The organism is Bradyrhizobium valentinum (assembly GCF_001440405.1).
Classification (GTDB): domain Bacteria; phylum Pseudomonadota; class Alphaproteobacteria; order Rhizobiales; family Xanthobacteraceae; genus Bradyrhizobium; species Bradyrhizobium valentinum.
On the sequence record NZ_LLXX01000118.1, the window covers coordinates 178,540 to 191,706 of the forward strand.

At 63.6% G+C, this 13,167-nt stretch carries 17 protein-coding genes; 9 read left to right on the top strand and 8 right to left on the bottom strand.

Features of this window, described 5'->3' with window-relative positions; genetic code table 11:
* Positions 1-18: 18 nt before the first annotated feature.
* The 3 genes from CP49_RS44750 to CP49_RS17935 all read right to left on the bottom strand — a co-directional run bounded on the left by CP49_RS44750 (position 19) and on the right by CP49_RS17935 (position 2,070).
* Complete coding sequence (locus CP49_RS44750) at positions 19-552, bottom strand: SRPBCC family protein (protein WP_057851516.1); 534 nt, start codon at positions 550-552, stop codon at positions 19-21.
* 3 nt (positions 553-555) lie between these two features.
* A complete protein-coding gene (locus CP49_RS44755; protein WP_197423149.1) occupies positions 556-909 on the bottom strand; it encodes an ArsR/SmtB family transcription factor in 354 nt (117 codons plus the stop codon).
* 75 nt (positions 910-984) lie between these two features.
* A complete protein-coding gene (locus tag CP49_RS17935) occupies positions 985-2,070 on the bottom strand; it encodes an adenylate/guanylate cyclase domain-containing protein (protein ID WP_057851517.1) in 1,086 nt (361 codons plus the stop codon).
* A 106-nt stretch (positions 2,071-2,176) separates the two neighbouring features.
* Here CP49_RS17935 and CP49_RS17940 point away from each other — a divergent pair, with 106 nt between their 5' ends.
* Positions 2,177-2,632, top strand: coding sequence for an SRPBCC family protein (locus tag CP49_RS17940; protein WP_057851518.1), 456 nt, complete (start codon positions 2,177-2,179; stop codon positions 2,630-2,632).
* Positions 2,633-2,664: 32 nt separating this feature from the next.
* On the opposite strand, the gene CP49_RS17945 is transcribed toward CP49_RS17940, so the two are convergent.
* From CP49_RS17945 to CP49_RS17955, 3 genes are all read right to left on the bottom strand, one after another.
* Positions 2,665-3,363 (bottom strand): GNAT family N-acetyltransferase, encoded by a 699-nt coding sequence (locus CP49_RS17945; protein ID WP_057851519.1) that lies wholly within the window; start codon positions 3,361-3,363, stop codon positions 2,665-2,667.
* A gap of 33 nt (positions 3,364-3,396) precedes the next feature.
* Complete coding sequence (locus CP49_RS17950) at positions 3,397-4,374, bottom strand: SDR family oxidoreductase (RefSeq protein ID WP_057851520.1); 978 nt, start codon at positions 4,372-4,374, stop codon at positions 3,397-3,399.
* Between the two features lie 63 nt (positions 4,375-4,437).
* Positions 4,438-4,971, bottom strand: a complete 534-nt coding sequence (locus CP49_RS17955; protein ID WP_082646079.1) for a MarR family winged helix-turn-helix transcriptional regulator — start codon at positions 4,969-4,971, stop codon at positions 4,438-4,440.
* Positions 4,972-5,114: 143 nt separating this feature from the next.
* On the opposite strand from CP49_RS17955, the gene CP49_RS17960 reads away from it, so the two are divergent.
* Positions 5,115-5,792 carry a VOC family protein gene (locus tag CP49_RS17960; RefSeq protein WP_082646080.1) on the top strand — a complete coding sequence of 226 codons (678 nt, stop codon included), beginning with the start codon at positions 5,115-5,117 and terminating at the stop codon, positions 5,790-5,792.
* Positions 5,793-5,867: 75 nt separating this feature from the next.
* Positions 5,868-6,371 carry a cupin domain-containing protein gene (locus CP49_RS17965; protein ID WP_063791713.1) on the top strand — a complete coding sequence of 168 codons (504 nt, stop codon included), beginning with the start codon at positions 5,868-5,870 and terminating at the stop codon, positions 6,369-6,371.
* Between the two features lie 111 nt (positions 6,372-6,482).
* Here the strand turns inward: CP49_RS17965 and CP49_RS17970 are convergent, their stop codons facing one another.
* Positions 6,483-7,379, bottom strand: coding sequence for an alpha/beta fold hydrolase (locus CP49_RS17970; protein ID WP_057851522.1), 897 nt, complete (start codon positions 7,377-7,379; stop codon positions 6,483-6,485).
* Positions 7,380-7,886: 507 nt separating this feature from the next.
* On the opposite strand from CP49_RS17970, the gene CP49_RS17975 reads away from it, so the two are divergent.
* The 3 genes from CP49_RS17975 to CP49_RS17985 are packed head-to-tail and all read left to right on the top strand — an operon-like array spanning position 7,887 to position 9,584.
* A complete protein-coding gene (locus tag CP49_RS17975; RefSeq protein ID WP_057851523.1) occupies positions 7,887-8,351 on the top strand; it encodes an Rrf2 family transcriptional regulator in 465 nt (154 codons plus the stop codon).
* Positions 8,341-9,042, top strand: coding sequence for a class I SAM-dependent methyltransferase (locus CP49_RS17980; protein WP_057851524.1), 702 nt, complete (start codon positions 8,341-8,343; stop codon positions 9,040-9,042). Before CP49_RS17975 ends, CP49_RS17980 begins: the two co-directional genes overlap by 11 nt.
* A 44-nt stretch (positions 9,043-9,086) precedes the next feature.
* Positions 9,087-9,584 carry a peptide deformylase gene (locus tag CP49_RS17985; RefSeq protein ID WP_057851525.1) on the top strand — a complete coding sequence of 166 codons (498 nt, stop codon included), beginning with the start codon at positions 9,087-9,089 and terminating at the stop codon, positions 9,582-9,584.
* Between the two features lie 150 nt (positions 9,585-9,734).
* Here the strand turns inward: CP49_RS17985 and CP49_RS17990 are convergent, their stop codons facing one another.
* A complete protein-coding gene (locus CP49_RS17990; protein WP_057851526.1) occupies positions 9,735-10,949 on the bottom strand; it encodes an MFS transporter in 1,215 nt (404 codons plus the stop codon).
* A gap of 206 nt (positions 10,950-11,155) precedes the next feature.
* Between CP49_RS17990 and CP49_RS17995 the strand changes: the two genes are divergently transcribed.
* The 3 genes from CP49_RS17995 to CP49_RS18005 form a co-directional block, all read left to right on the top strand.
* Positions 11,156-11,590 (top strand): antitoxin Xre-like helix-turn-helix domain-containing protein, encoded by a 435-nt coding sequence (locus CP49_RS17995; RefSeq protein ID WP_057851527.1) that lies wholly within the window; start codon positions 11,156-11,158, stop codon positions 11,588-11,590.
* A complete protein-coding gene (locus tag CP49_RS18000; RefSeq protein WP_057851528.1) occupies positions 11,587-12,069 on the top strand; it encodes an RES family NAD+ phosphorylase in 483 nt (160 codons plus the stop codon). The genes CP49_RS17995 and CP49_RS18000 overlap by 4 nt, the downstream gene beginning before the upstream one ends.
* Positions 12,070-12,367: 298 nt before the next feature.
* Positions 12,368-13,167, top strand: an 800-nt coding sequence (locus CP49_RS18005; protein WP_420807622.1) for a calcium-binding protein, incomplete at its 3' end; no start/stop codon positions are given.

Sequence of the window (13,167 nt, forward strand, 5' to 3'; positions counted from 1 at the left end):
GCGCAGACGCCGACCCGTTCAGGCCGGCAGCCGGCGATCGTATTCCTGCTGCAGGCGGGCCCAGCCGTCCCAGAACGGTGCCGGTTCCTTGTCGTTGGCGCGGGCGACCAGGACATCGAGATGCATGTGCCAGCCGGCGCTGACCTTGAGCATGGTCGAGCGATCGGGCAGACGGCGATGGATCACGGTGAGCAGCACTCCCGTGCCCTTCGGCTCCAATTCGAACGTGACGTCGCCGCTGTTGTTCCAGGCGATGGAAAGCTTGCGCATCGGATCGAGTTCGGTGATCCGGCTCTGCATACGGTGCTCTTCGGGAAAATCCGCCGGCCGCTTGCTTGGGGGATCGTTGAGTTCGTCGTTGCGCCAGACGAACTCGACGGGCGCGCCGACCTTCATCTCCATCGCGCCCGCCGCCAGCCACTTGCTGCGCAGGTCGCTGTCGGTGAGATAGGCCCAGATCCGCTCGATCGGACCGGGCAGAAGCCGCTGAATCCTAAGCGTGGTCGGCTCGATGAGCGCGCCATAGCCGTCGGGCTTTGTCGTTGCATTCATTGTCTACTCCTTCACCTTTTTTGCTTTCGCTTCGTCTTCTGCACGCAGCAGCGCTTCCAGCGAGTCGAGCTTTGCGTTCCAGAACCGCTCGTAACGGCGGAGCCACGCGTCGGCTTCCGCAAGCCGCGCCGCCTCGAGGCGGCACAGATGGGTGCGGCCGCGGATCGTGCGCGTCACAAGCCCGGCGTTCTCCAGCACCCGCACATGTTTCGACGCGCCGGCGAAGCTCATGTGGAACGGGGTCGCCAGTTCCCCGATCGTGAGTTCGCGTTCGGCCAATTGTCCAAGCATCGCCCGGCGCGTGGGGTCCGCGAGGGCATGGAAAACAGCGTCGAGATGTGCCGAATGTTCAACCATGTGGTTTAGTATAGGCATGCAACTCGAATAGTCAACCGATCGGTTTAACGTTTTCGTGATGGGTCCCCGACCGCCCTAGCCGTCCGGCAAAGTGTAGACGGCGCAGCGAGTTGCGATACCGCGCAACGCGTGCGTTCCCAGGGGGACCAGCGCTGCGCTTGTTTCAGCAGCGACCGCGCCGGAGATGAGGACCGTTCGCCCGAGCGGCCGGCAAAGGCCTTCCAGCCGGCTGGCGAGATTCACCGCGGGCCCGATCGCGGTGAAATCCAGCCGATCGGCCGCGCCGACATTGCCCCATAGAATTTCGCCGAGATGCAGGGCCACGCCGAACGACAGCGACGGCAACCCCTGCTCTCGCCGCGTCGTATCGAGATGCGCCATTCCGGATTTCGCGGAAGCAACGGCGCGCAGCGCGGCGTCGCAGGCTTCGCGCGGCTTGTCGCTGACCGGGAAGATGGCGAGCACGCCGTCGCCGATGAATTTCAACACCTCGCCGCCGAAGGCATGGACGGCACCGCCGATGCAATCGAACCAGCCACCAAGCGCGGCGATAACGGCGGCCGGAGGCTCGGCCTCGGACAGCGCGGTGAAGCTGCGCAGATCGGCATAGAGCAACACCGCACGAATGGTCTCGCCGACTTCGCGCCGCAGCGGCCCTGCCAGCACGCGCGCCGCACTGCGCCGGCCGAGATAGGCCTCGAGGGCGGCCGAGAGTGTTGCGCGCGCCGAGAGTGCGGCGAGCGGCGAGGCGGCAAAGCGGGCGGCATCACGCAGCCGGTTTGTTTCCGCTTCCGTGAACCGGCGTGGCCCGATCCAGCCGAGCACCGGCCGACCTTCTCCCGGGCCAACGGTGTCTTCATGCACCGCACCACTCGAAAGTCCGGTCAACCAGCTCCGGCCGCTACCGCCTGACGAATTTCCTGCGCTTGCGAATCCCGCCGGAGCAAATCCTACCGCCTCGATCACCTCGCCATTTTCCGCCCGCCACAGCCAAGTGCGGCGGGCGATGAGCGGATGCGGCACGGCGAGCGTCAGCGCGCCGCCGGCAAGCGGCACATCATCCGCAATCAAGCGTGTGCCGAGTTCGGCGAGGAACCGGTCCGCGCCCGGCGAAGCGCTGGCGGCATCGACCAGCCATGTCAGCGTCGAACTCAGTTGCATCGGCCGGCTGGGACTACTCATTGCCATCATCAGCCCTTGGTAAATCCCCGCGCAGGCATATACATGCTTGCAGCCACCGTCATGACAACGAGCAGCGAGGTTTTCGATGCCTGAAACATTTGTCGTCCAACGCGAGACCCAGATCGCCGCGCCGCGCGCCAGTGTATTCGCTTTCCTGACGGACCCGGAGAAGATCGTGCAGTGGATGGGCAGCGAGGCCGTGACGGAGATGCATCCGGGCGGGCTGTACCTCTTGAAGGGCGTTGGCAGCGCCACTGCGCGCGGCGCGTTTCGCGAGGTCGTGCCGGTGCATCGTCTCGCCTACAGTTTTGGCTGGGACGGCAACGAGGAAGTGCCGCCGGGATCAAGCCTGATCGAGATCGACCTGATTGAGCACGATGGTGGCACGCTGCTGCGCATGACCCACAGCGGCCTGCCCAATGCGGCGGTGCAAGCCAGCCATGCCAAGGGTTGGGCTCATTATATCGACAGGCTGACCAAGGCGGCCGCTGGCCAGGATCCCGGGCCGGATCGGGGGCCGAACGGCACCCGCAATGCGTAAGGATCATATCGGTCAAGGCGCGCATCGCCGGGCTATCCATCCTGTTTCTTCAGCACCGTCACGTGGAGACGGCGCCGGATTTCCATCCCTTGCCGCCGGTAGAGCGCGATGGCCGAGTGATTGCTGGTGAAGACGTGCAGGAAGGGAATCTCGCCGCGCGATACGATCTGCCGGGAAATGGCGGATAGCAGTATCTGCCCGTAGCCGCGGCCGCGATGGGATGGATGCACGCAGACGGCGGTGATCTCGGTGTATTCAGCAGGCTTCATCCGCTCGCCGGCCATCGCCACGAGCTGCCCGTCGACGCGGATGCCGAGAAAAATGCCGAGTTCATGGGTCCGTGCGCTGAACGGACCCGGCTTGGTGAGCGCGGTCAATTCGATCATCGCTGGAACGTCGTCGACACCGAGGGTCACGATATCGACGCCGTTGGCTGGCGTTTCAACCGGCGTTCCGATCATCTGCTCGCCAGTATCCGCGAGCACGATCTTGAATTCGGAAGGCGGCTTCACGGCATCCGGCGTGAACAGCACGGCAATGTCCTGCGGCGACATCAGCGCGCCACGTGCTGCGAAGTTTTCGGGCGACATGTCCGCCGTCGCGGCGAACGGCGTGATCTCTGTCGGAAAGCGCCGCGCGCGGGTATCGCCTTCGGCCAGCGCCTGCTGCGTGGTCGTCAGCGCGGTCCAGATCGGATAATCGAGCGGATGGTTTGCGTCGCGGACAGACATCAGACTGCTTTCATTCCTAATTGTACGATCACGCTAACGGTAGTCAGCCAGGTCCGCCACCTTGCCGCCCTCGCGGACCTCGGCCGTGTAGCGCCAGATGTCGGGCCGCGAGCCGTCGGTATCCGTAAAGCTATAGTGGCGCGCGAGTTCGCCGGAGCTGACCGACTTCTGATTCCATTTGCCGCGATCAGGATCGGCGGCAAGCGCGACGACAGCGCGGCCGACATAGCGCGGCGATTCCGACAGCGCGAAGTCCGGCGGCGCCCGGTGCCGGTCGCCTCCCCTCTCCGTCAGCGCCTCGCGCCAATTCGTTTCGGTGACGCCGAAATTCTCCAGCATCATCTCCGAACGCAGCCAGCCGGGCGTGATCGCAACCGCCGTCGCCCCGTGCGGCGCGAGTTCGTGGCCTTGCGAGAAGGCGAGACGGTTTACGCTCTGCTTGACGAGGTCGTAGAATACCGAGATCCGGTAGTGCTGCGCGTTGTGGTCGGCGGTACCGTCGGTGACTTCCACCAATAGGCCGCCGGGCTGCGCGACTAGCAGCGGCAACAGATAGTGCGACGTCACCAGATGCGTCTCGATGCCGAGCCGCAGAATCCGCAAGCCTTTCTTCAGGTCGAGCTTCCAGATCGGCGTATTCCATTCGGCCGGCCCGCCCTTGAGCCGTTCGGCGCCCCAGATATCGTTCACCAGCACATCGATGCGGCCATAGTCGACGCGCAGACGGTCGGCGAGCGCCGCCACCTGCGCCGGTTCGAGGTGGTCGACAGCGATCGGAACGCCGACACCGCCTAGACTGCAGACAAGCTCCGCCGTCTCTTCGATCGTCTCAGGCCGATCATAGTCCGACCGCGTCGATGCATCTGCACGAGCGCTGCTGCGTCCCGTGCAGATCACCGTCGCGCCTGCCTCTCCGAGCGCAGTAGCAATGCCGCGGCCGGCGCCGCGCGTCGCGCCCGCCACAACGGCGATACGTCCGGCAAGCGCGCCTTGGTGTGATGCCTCACTCATCGTAACCTCACCTTCACGTGCTGCCGGAGCCCGATCGTGTCGAAGCGTCGATTGCGCGCATCGTCACGCTTCCTCCGCCGTCGCCTTGATCAGATTGTCACGGAGCGTGACGACGTTTTCCTGCAGCCGTACGAATTCGTCGGGCTTCAGTCCGGTCGACGCCACCAGATTCATGTGCATGCCCTTTTCGCGCAACCGGCGGCCAGCCTCGGTGAGGTTGATGCGCACCTGCCGCTCGTCCGCGGGATCGCGCTGGCGGCGCAGATAGCCCATCTGTTCCAGCTTCTTCAGGATCGGCGTCAGCGTGTTGGATTCAAGGAACATCTTGTCGCCAAGCTCGCTCACCGTCTGCCCATCCTGCTCCCACAGCGCCACGATCGCGATCCATTGCGGGTAAGTCAGGCCGAGTTCATCGAGGCCCTTTTTGTAGGCTCGCCCGAAGGCGAGGTTGGCCGAGTAGATCGCGAAGCACAGGAAGTCGCCAAGCCGCCGCTCGCCTGCCGGCGACCTTGGCTTCTGGCTGCCCTTTGAATTGTCTCTGGAATTGTCCCTGGAACCGGTACTTGAACCGGACTTGGGACCGTCATTCGGTCTCATGGGTCGTCCTTTCCGACACGAACATGTGAAGTCTCGCATCCATATATATCGTATCCGATTAAATCGGAAGGGTTGACAGTCGGGCCGCCGAGGTATTTATAGCGCGCACACGAATATATCGCACACGATCTAAGGAGAGCGCCATGACCACCACCACTGCAAACCAGACCTCGAAAGCGACGGCCGTCGACCTGAAACTCGAAATCGTCGTCATCCCCGTTTCCGACGTCGAACGCGCGAAGCAATTCTACGCCAAGCTCGGCTGGCGGCTCGACGCCGATTTCGCCGGCCCTGACGACTATCGCGTGATCCAGTTCACCCCGCCCGGCTCCAACGCCTCGGTGATCTTCGGCAAGAACGTCACCTCCGCGGCGCCCGGCTCCGCGCAGGGCCTGTACCTGATCGTCTCCGACATCGAGGCCGCCCGTAACGAATTGCTCGGCCGTGGCGTTGCGATCAGTGAAGCGTTTCACGCCGGCGGCGACGTGCATGTTGGCTCCGACGAGCCCTATCTGTTCGGGCGGGTCCGGCTGAGCGGCCCGGATCCGGAACGCGGCAGCTACCGTTCGTATGCCTCGTTCAGCGATCCCGACGGTAATGGCTGGCTGCTGCAGGAAGTCACCGCGCGATTGCCCGGCCGCATCGACGCTGACGGCACCTCGTTCAACTCGTCGGCCGATCTCGCAAGCGCGCTGCGCCGTGCGGCCGCCGCCCATGGCGAGTACGAGAAGCGCAACGGCGGCCAGCACGATGTGAACTGGCCGGACTGGTACGCCGAATACATCGTCCGCGAACAGAGCGGCCAGCAGCAGGCCGCATGACCAGGCGAAGCGATCCCGGCATCGGCGGCTCGCCCGCCGCCGGTGACCGGCGCAGCCCAACACAGGAGATTCACCATGCGTACGCTATCCAAGAGCCTCTCATTCATTTCGCTTCCCGCGCTCGCGCTGGCCATGACGCTTTCGACTGGAACGGCACTGGCCCATGACGCCGCGGCGGGTGCCGCCGGCGACAAGAGCGTGACGGCATCCGAACGGCCGCGCGACGATCTTGCCGGCAAGCTCACCCGGCGCGTGATCCAGCGTGCCCCCTCGTCGATACCCGGCCGCGAGATCGTGCAGGTGGAGACGGAGATTCCCGCAGGCGTCGAGTCCGGATGGCACGTCCATCCCGGCGAAGAGGTCGGCTACATCATCGCGGGCGAAGTCGAGATGAAGGTCGAGGGACGTCCCACCGTCATCCTGCGCGCCGGCGATGGTTTCCTCATCCCGCCGCGGACACCGCATAATGCGCGCGACATCGGTCCGGAGACGGGACGGATGCTGTCGACCTATATCGTCGAGACCGGCCAGCCGCTCGCGTCGTTCGTCGGGCAGCATGTCGACAAGGCTTCCCAGTGAAACAGGGATGAACCGGGGCTGCCGGACGTGCAGCCCCGTCCTCCACTCCGATCGTCGCCCCGCCGTCTTGCTGTTCACGCCGTAAGCCATGAACGACATCGCTAGCGGCCCTCAGCCGTTTGGCTTGCGTAGGAATGTGGACAGCGCCTCGGTCGTCTCCTTCGGTCTTTCTTCCGGAAAGAAATGACCGCCTTCGACCGGCCGTCCTCTCACATCCGCAGACCAGCGCCGCCAGATTGCCAGCGGCCCTCCCTCGCTTTCGTACCATTTCGAGAGCGGGCCGGCCGCGCTCCACAGCGCAAGTGTGGGACAGGCGATTTTCCGTCCGGCTTCCTGGTCCAGCCGGTCGTGATCACGATCGATCGAGGCGGCTGCACGGTATTCTTCGCAAATGGCGTGCGCGTGCGCGGCGTCATGCAACATGTCAGCATATTCTCGCTGCAACTCCGCCGCGAATGCGTTCCCGGAACCCCAGTTTGCCGCCGCGTCCGCGACAATCGCGTCGCCGCAACGGATGAGGATGGTTTCCGGAAGCGGCGACGGCTGCGCCAACAGCGACCACGGCCAGAACGCAAGCGCAAGCCGATCATCGGCGTGGTCCCACACCTCGGAAACGGGGATGACATCAAGGACGGCCAGCGCATCGACCTTGCCGGGCGCGTCCAGCGCCATGCGCTGCGCGACCCGGCCTCCCCTGTCATGGCCTACAACCGCGAAGCTCGCAAAGCCGAGCTGGTCCATCAGCGCCAGCATATCCGCCGCGAGCGCCCGTTTTGAATAAGGCGCATGGTCGGCTGTGCTCGCGGGACAGCCGCTTCGCCCATAGCCGCGCAGGTCGGCGCAGACCACCGTGTTGGTCGCGGCGAGACGCGGGGCGATCTCCCGCCACATCGCATGCGTCTCGGGAAAGCCGTGCAGCAGAAGAACCGGCGGTCCGGATCCCGCGCGACGCGCGAATATCTGCGTCGCTCCGGTTTCGATCTCTAGGGATGTGAAATTCTCAAACATTGCTGGCTCAATTCGACAACGCGGCGATGATGACGGTGCCATTTTTTCGAAGCATCAAGCGGCCGCCTTTCATCTGCTGTGTGACAAGATCCATCGCTGCCTTCTGCGGGAGAGCCCCGTTGTGATCGATCCAATCTTAAAACCCGACAGTGCGAAAATGGTTCGCCTCAAGACTCCGGATATGGGTCTGCGTTCTCGCGGCACGAAGCGCCCGAGCTTTGCGTCATCCGGGACGGGCGTCGCGGACGCCCCTCGCAAAACTGGAGCAATCGTCTCTCTCCATCTTGGGATGGTGCGTTCCCTCTCCCCTTGCGGGGAGGGTTAGGGAGAGGGGTAAGCCACGCGCACCGCCGTTGCCGCTTACCCCTCTCCCTAAGCCTCCCCGCAAGGCGGAAGTGAGTGCAGCGTGCGTGGGATGTGCAATTGCACATCAGGGTTCTCGCTTCGCGAGCCCCGAATGACAGCGGCGGCTTGACCTGCCGCACATCATGCAATATCAATAGTTACATGAAACGAGATAGTAGACTTTCAGGCGTGCTCCATGTGCTGCTGCACATGGCCGAGCGGAAGGAGCCGGTGACTTCCGACGTGCTCGCACGGGCCATGAATACCAATCCCGTGGTGATCCGGCGGATCATGTCCGGACTGCGCGATCAGGGCTATGTGCGATCGGAGAAAGGCCATGGCGGCGGGTGGACCCTCGCCTGCGACCTCGCGACGATATCGCTGTGCGATGTCTATCAGGCGCTCGGCCAACCTTCGCTGTTCGCCATGGGAAACAGAACAGAAGCCCCCGGCTGTCTTGTCGAGCAGGCCGTGAATGCCGCGCTCGACCGGGCGTTCGACGAGGCGGAGGCGCTGTTGTTCTCGCGTCTTAAGGATGTGACGCTTGCAATGTTGAGCGCCGATTTTCAGAAGCGCCTCGGCGACCGGCGCAACCGCCACCGCCTGGAGATCGCTCATGCATCATGACGCAGCGGCCAAAGCCATGCTGGACCACTTCTCCGATCCCGAGGCGGTCTCGCGATATGCGGATGGACCGCCGCGCTTCGTGCCCGGCTTTGCGGACCTCCACCGCATGACCCGTATCCTGCTGGCGGAGCAGGCCGCGCAAGACGCGCGGGTGCTGGTGCTCGGCGCGGGTGGCGGCCTGGAGTTGAAGGCGTTGGCGGAGGCAGAGCCGCACTGGAGGTTCGTTGGCGTCGATCCGGCCTCCGCGATGCTGAAGCTGGCCGAGCAGATGCTGGGGCCATTCAATGCGCGCGTGCAGTTGCAACAGGGCTATATCGACGATGCGCCCGATGGGCCGTTCGATGCCGCCACCTGTCTGCTCACACTGCATTTCCTGGATGTCGACGAACGGCGACGGACGGCCAGGGAAATCCATCGCCGTCTCAGACCCGGAGCGCCGTTCGTGGCTGCCCATTCCAGTTTTCCGCAGCAGGATAGCCAGCGTGCGCGATGGCTATCGCGCTATGCCGCCTATGCGATCGACTCCGGCGCCGATCCGAACCAGGCCAACACTGCGCGTGCGGCGATCGAGGCGCGCTTGCCCCTGGTCAGTCCGGAGCAGGACGCACAAATTCTGCGGGAGGCCGGATTCCGGGATGTGGAATTGTTCTACGCCGCCTTTACCTGGCGCGGCTGGATTGCGTATGCGTGAAGCGTGATAGTCTGAATCTTGGTTCCGTTGCGCAACAACCAATCATGACCATCCGTCCGATTGTCCGATATCCCGACCCTCGGCTTGCGCTCGCAGCGTTGCCAGTAACGGTGTTTGACGACGCGCTGCGCGAGCTGGCCAGCGATCTGCTCGAGACGATGCACGCCGCGCCCGGCATCGGGATCACCGCACCGCATATCGGCGTTTCCTTACGAGTCGTCGTGCTCGACCTCGATCCCATCGAGGGTGCACGGACCTACGTCAATCCCGAAATCATTTGGGCCTCGCCCGAAATGATCGTGCATCAGGAAGGCAGCGTCTCGATGCCGGGGGTTAATGACGAAGTGCGGCGTCATGCGCGCGTTCGGATCAGCTATCACGACATCGACGGCCTCTCACACACCGAAGAATCCGATGGACTGCGCGCCGTTTGCCACCAGCACGAGATCGATCAGCTCAATGGCCTGTTCTGGATTCAGCGACTCTCCCGCCTGAAGCGCGAGCGGTTGATCAAACGTTTCGAGAAGCTCTCACGAGGCTGAGATTGCAAGAAACATCCCGTTCATTCCGGGTGATGCGAAGCATCGAACTCTGATGTGCAATTGCACATCAGAGAACCTATTAGGCCGCATTCTCTGCCGAGAAATGGATTCCGGGTTCTCGCTCCGCGAGCCCCGGAATGACAGGGAGACTCACGCGGGCACCGGCGCAGCGGCCCGCGCCACGGGCATCGGCCGGAACGTCAGTATGATCAGGAACGCGCCGATCCCCATGATCCACGAACCGATATAGAGCCAGGCGTAGCTGGCGAACGTGTCGTAGATCAAACCGCCGGCGAGCGGCCCCGTCGCCATGCCGAGGCTACCGGCCATGGCGGTGCCGCCGATCACGGTGCCCATCATCCGCAGCGGAAAGTTTTCGCGCACCAGAACGGCGTAGAGCGGCATGGTGCCGGCATAGATGAAGCCGAACAGCGCTGCGATTGCATAGAACGCGGCGAGGTCGCGCACGAAGACATAACCGAGTGCGCCGAACGCCTGCGCCAGCAAGCCGAACACGAGCACACGCTTGGCGCCGAAGCGATCGCCGAGCAGGCCGAAAGCGATGCGGCCGCCCATCCCGGCGAGGCCTTCCACGCTGTAGATGGTAACGGCGGCGATCATCGGAATGCCGCAACTGATGGCGTAGCTCACGGTATGGATGATCGGGCCCGAATGCGTGGCGCAGCAGAAGAAATTCGTCAGCAACAGGATGATGAATTGCGGCGAGCGCAGCGCCTGCGCAAGCGTCATGTCCGGTTCCGCCGACGCATTCGACGGTGCGGCAGCCACGCTCTCCAGCGCGGGCGCGCGGCGCACCAGGAGCGAGACCGGAATCATGATCGCGGCCACGACGAGCGCCACGATCTGCATCGAGGTCCGCCAGTCATGGTTCGAGACCAGCCAGGCGGCGAGCGGCGACATGGTCATCGGCGCCATGCCCATGCCCGCCGAGACCAGCGACACGGCGAGGCTGCGATGGGTATCGAACCAGCCGGTGACGCAAGCCATCATCGGCGCGAAGATCGCGGCCGTAGCGCCGCCGACCAGCAGCCCGAAGATGAACTGGAAGATGACCAAGGATGTCGCCAGGCTCGCCAGCCCCAGGCTCACCGCCAGCACGACCGAGCCCGTCAACACCACCGGCAACGGCCCCAGCCGGTCCGACAAGGTGCCCCAGATCATGCTGGTGAAGGCCATGGCGAGAAAGCCGATGGTCATGGCGCTGGATATGCCCGTGACCGACCAGCCGGTATCCCGCGCGATCGGCTGCAAAAACACCGGCAGCGAAAACATGCCCCCGATCGCGACGCAGCCGAGCAGGCCCCCGGCCGCGACAATGACCCAGCGATAGTGAGAATTGGACATTCCTGGTCTCCACTTTGTCTGTCTTTGGGTGCAAGACGAACGGGATGGGTCAAAAGCTACAGACCGACGACCATGCCGCCTCACTTTTTTGCGATGGATGGGTGAAGCAGCAAGGCGTTCCCTACTCTTGCTTGCGAACGAGGGTTCGCGACCCTTGACCAGACCTCATATGAGGCATATATTTGCCTCACTTGACCGGAGGCCAAATGAGCTACCAGGCTGCAACCGCCGCCGAACTTCTCGGCGTCAAACCGAAGAAGACCGAGACGACGCTCACGCTGGCCTACTCCGTCGAGAAGGGCCTGCCGGTCTCGGCGCTGGACAAATTCGCGGGCCGTGTCAGCCCGAACGATGTCCGCCGCTTCACCTATAGGGTCGTGCCCAAGCCGACGCTCGAACGCCGGCGCAAGCAGAAGCAGCTTTTGACGATCGAGGAAAGCGACCGCCTCGCTCGCGTCGCCAAGGTGTTCGCCTTCGGAATCGATGTCTTCCGTGACGAAGCCAAGGTCCGTGCTTTTCTCGAGCGGCCGCACCCGATGCTGGACGACAAGGCTCCGCTCGAAGTAGCCTTGGCGACCGGCCCCGGCGCCGATGCTGTGATCAACCTGATGGGTCGCGCGGCGTATAGCGGCGGCGTCTGAACGTGCAGAAGAGCGATCGCGTTCTGAGATGCTATCGCATCGGGGACCCGGACGGCGCCTACGCGGTGTATGATGCCGAGGGCGCGCGGCTCTATCCGGGCCGGTGGAATACGCACACGAGCCCGATGATCTACGCATCCGAGCACTATTCCACCGCCATGCTCGAGAAGCTTGTCCACGCCAATCTGGTGATGCCCGCCAATCAGCACTTCATCGAGATCACGATTCCAAACGGCATCTCGTATGAGATTTTCCAGACCGCGGCGCATCCCGGCTGGGATTTTCGAAACGAGACGATCTGCAAGACCTTCGGCCAGCAATGGTACGAGGAGAAGCGTTCGGCGCTCTTGATCGTCCCCTCACTCCCGGCGCGGCTGGAGCGCAATTTTCTGATCAACCCGGCCCACCCCGATGCCAAGGGAATCGAGCACACCCTGCCCGAGCCGGTGTGGTGGGATGAACGGCTTTACGGGCAGTGACCCGCTGCCGGCGTCGTCGGGCGGTTTAGCGAAAGCGCAACCCGCCATCACGAACACGACTCGATGATGATACGGTGGATTACAGCCTGTCATCGGGCCGCGCTTCGCGGACCGTTGGGCTAATTCACCCCCACGCTCTCGATCTGCAATCTGGAGGTGTCATCATCCTCACATCGCCTGCGGCAGATTGACCACGCTCACAACATGTCAGTTTTGCTTTGACACCTCATTAATTCTTCTCGGGCAGAAAATACCGGACAATACCAGAGGTTGTATATCCAGAAGGGAGTAAATAGTCATGCAGATCGGAAGCCCGGGCTCTTGGGATTTGACGCTGAGGATACTTCAACCGCCGTCACCGCCTCGATTCCCCTGGTCCAGTCCGACCGTAGAGCAGAATACGGTCGCCACGAACGCGCCTGCCATCGATCCCGCAGCGGAGAAGACGACAAGCAGCATCGGCCTCTCCCCGGTCGTGCAGGCGTTCCTGCTCCGTCTTCAGGAACTCGGCATGACCCACGTCAGTGGAACCGACGGCCATGACAGGCTTTCAGGGTGGAGCAAGAGCCTTGTCGATGGCGGTGACGGCAACGACACGGTCGATGTCTGGTCGGGCAGCGTGGTGGACGGCGGCGCCGGCGACGACGCGATCCGGGCCTGGTCCGAATCCGCCGTCTACGGCGGGGCTGGAAGCGACCAGATTGATGTCTGGTCGGACAGCGCCGCGCACGGCGACGATGGCGACGACACGATACGAGCCTGGTCCAATACCGTCGTCCTTGGCGGCAACGGCAACGATTCCATCGATGCGTGGTCCGAAAGTCAGGTCGACGGCGGCGCCGGCAACGATGTGATCAGCGTATGGTCCAATAGCCGCGCGAGCGGTGGCGAAGGCGATGACCGGATCTCCGCATCAAGCGAGGGCTTCGTCGACGGTGGTTCGGGCAACGACACGCTTAGGGTCGATAACGGCTCCGTCGCGTCTGGCGGCACGGGAGATGACACGATCTTCGCCAACCGCGGCTCCACGGTTTTGTTCTCAGCCGGAGACGGCAAGGACACGGTTTACGCCGGGTTCGACACCACCCTCAGACTGGG

What these genes read in the sequence shown, in the direction of transcription:
- CP49_RS44750 (WP_057851516.1), bottom strand. Translation starts at nt 552, where the DNA reads ATGAATGCAACGACAAAGCCCGACGGCTATGGCGCGCTCATCGAGCCG.
- CP49_RS44755 (WP_197423149.1), bottom strand. Translation starts at nt 909, where the DNA reads ATGGTTGAACATTCGGCACATCTCGACGCTGTTTTCCATGCCCTCGCG.
- CP49_RS17935 (WP_057851517.1), bottom strand. Translation starts at nt 2,070, where the DNA reads ATGCAACTGAGTTCGACGCTGACATGGCTGGTCGATGCCGCCAGCGCT.
- CP49_RS17940 (WP_057851518.1), top strand. Translation starts at nt 2,177, where the DNA reads ATGCCTGAAACATTTGTCGTCCAACGCGAGACCCAGATCGCCGCGCCG.
- CP49_RS17945 (WP_057851519.1), bottom strand. Translation starts at nt 3,363, where the DNA reads ATGTCTGTCCGCGACGCAAACCATCCGCTCGATTATCCGATCTGGACC.
- CP49_RS17950 (WP_057851520.1), bottom strand. Translation starts at nt 4,374, where the DNA reads ATGAGTGAGGCATCACACCAAGGCGCGCTTGCCGGACGTATCGCCGTT.
- CP49_RS17955 (WP_082646079.1), bottom strand. Translation starts at nt 4,971, where the DNA reads ATGAGACCGAATGACGGTCCCAAGTCCGGTTCAAGTACCGGTTCCAGG.
- CP49_RS17960 (WP_082646080.1), top strand. Translation starts at nt 5,115, where the DNA reads ATGACCACCACCACTGCAAACCAGACCTCGAAAGCGACGGCCGTCGAC.
- CP49_RS17965 (WP_063791713.1), top strand. Translation starts at nt 5,868, where the DNA reads ATGCGTACGCTATCCAAGAGCCTCTCATTCATTTCGCTTCCCGCGCTC.
- CP49_RS17970 (WP_057851522.1), bottom strand. Translation starts at nt 7,379, where the DNA reads ATGTTTGAGAATTTCACATCCCTAGAGATCGAAACCGGAGCGACGCAG.
- CP49_RS17975 (WP_057851523.1), top strand. Translation starts at nt 7,887, where the DNA reads ATGAAACGAGATAGTAGACTTTCAGGCGTGCTCCATGTGCTGCTGCAC.
- CP49_RS17980 (WP_057851524.1), top strand. Translation starts at nt 8,341, where the DNA reads ATGCATCATGACGCAGCGGCCAAAGCCATGCTGGACCACTTCTCCGAT.
- CP49_RS17985 (WP_057851525.1), top strand. Translation starts at nt 9,087, where the DNA reads ATGACCATCCGTCCGATTGTCCGATATCCCGACCCTCGGCTTGCGCTC.
- CP49_RS17990 (WP_057851526.1), bottom strand. Translation starts at nt 10,949, where the DNA reads ATGTCCAATTCTCACTATCGCTGGGTCATTGTCGCGGCCGGGGGCCTG.
- CP49_RS17995 (WP_057851527.1), top strand. Translation starts at nt 11,156, where the DNA reads ATGAGCTACCAGGCTGCAACCGCCGCCGAACTTCTCGGCGTCAAACCG.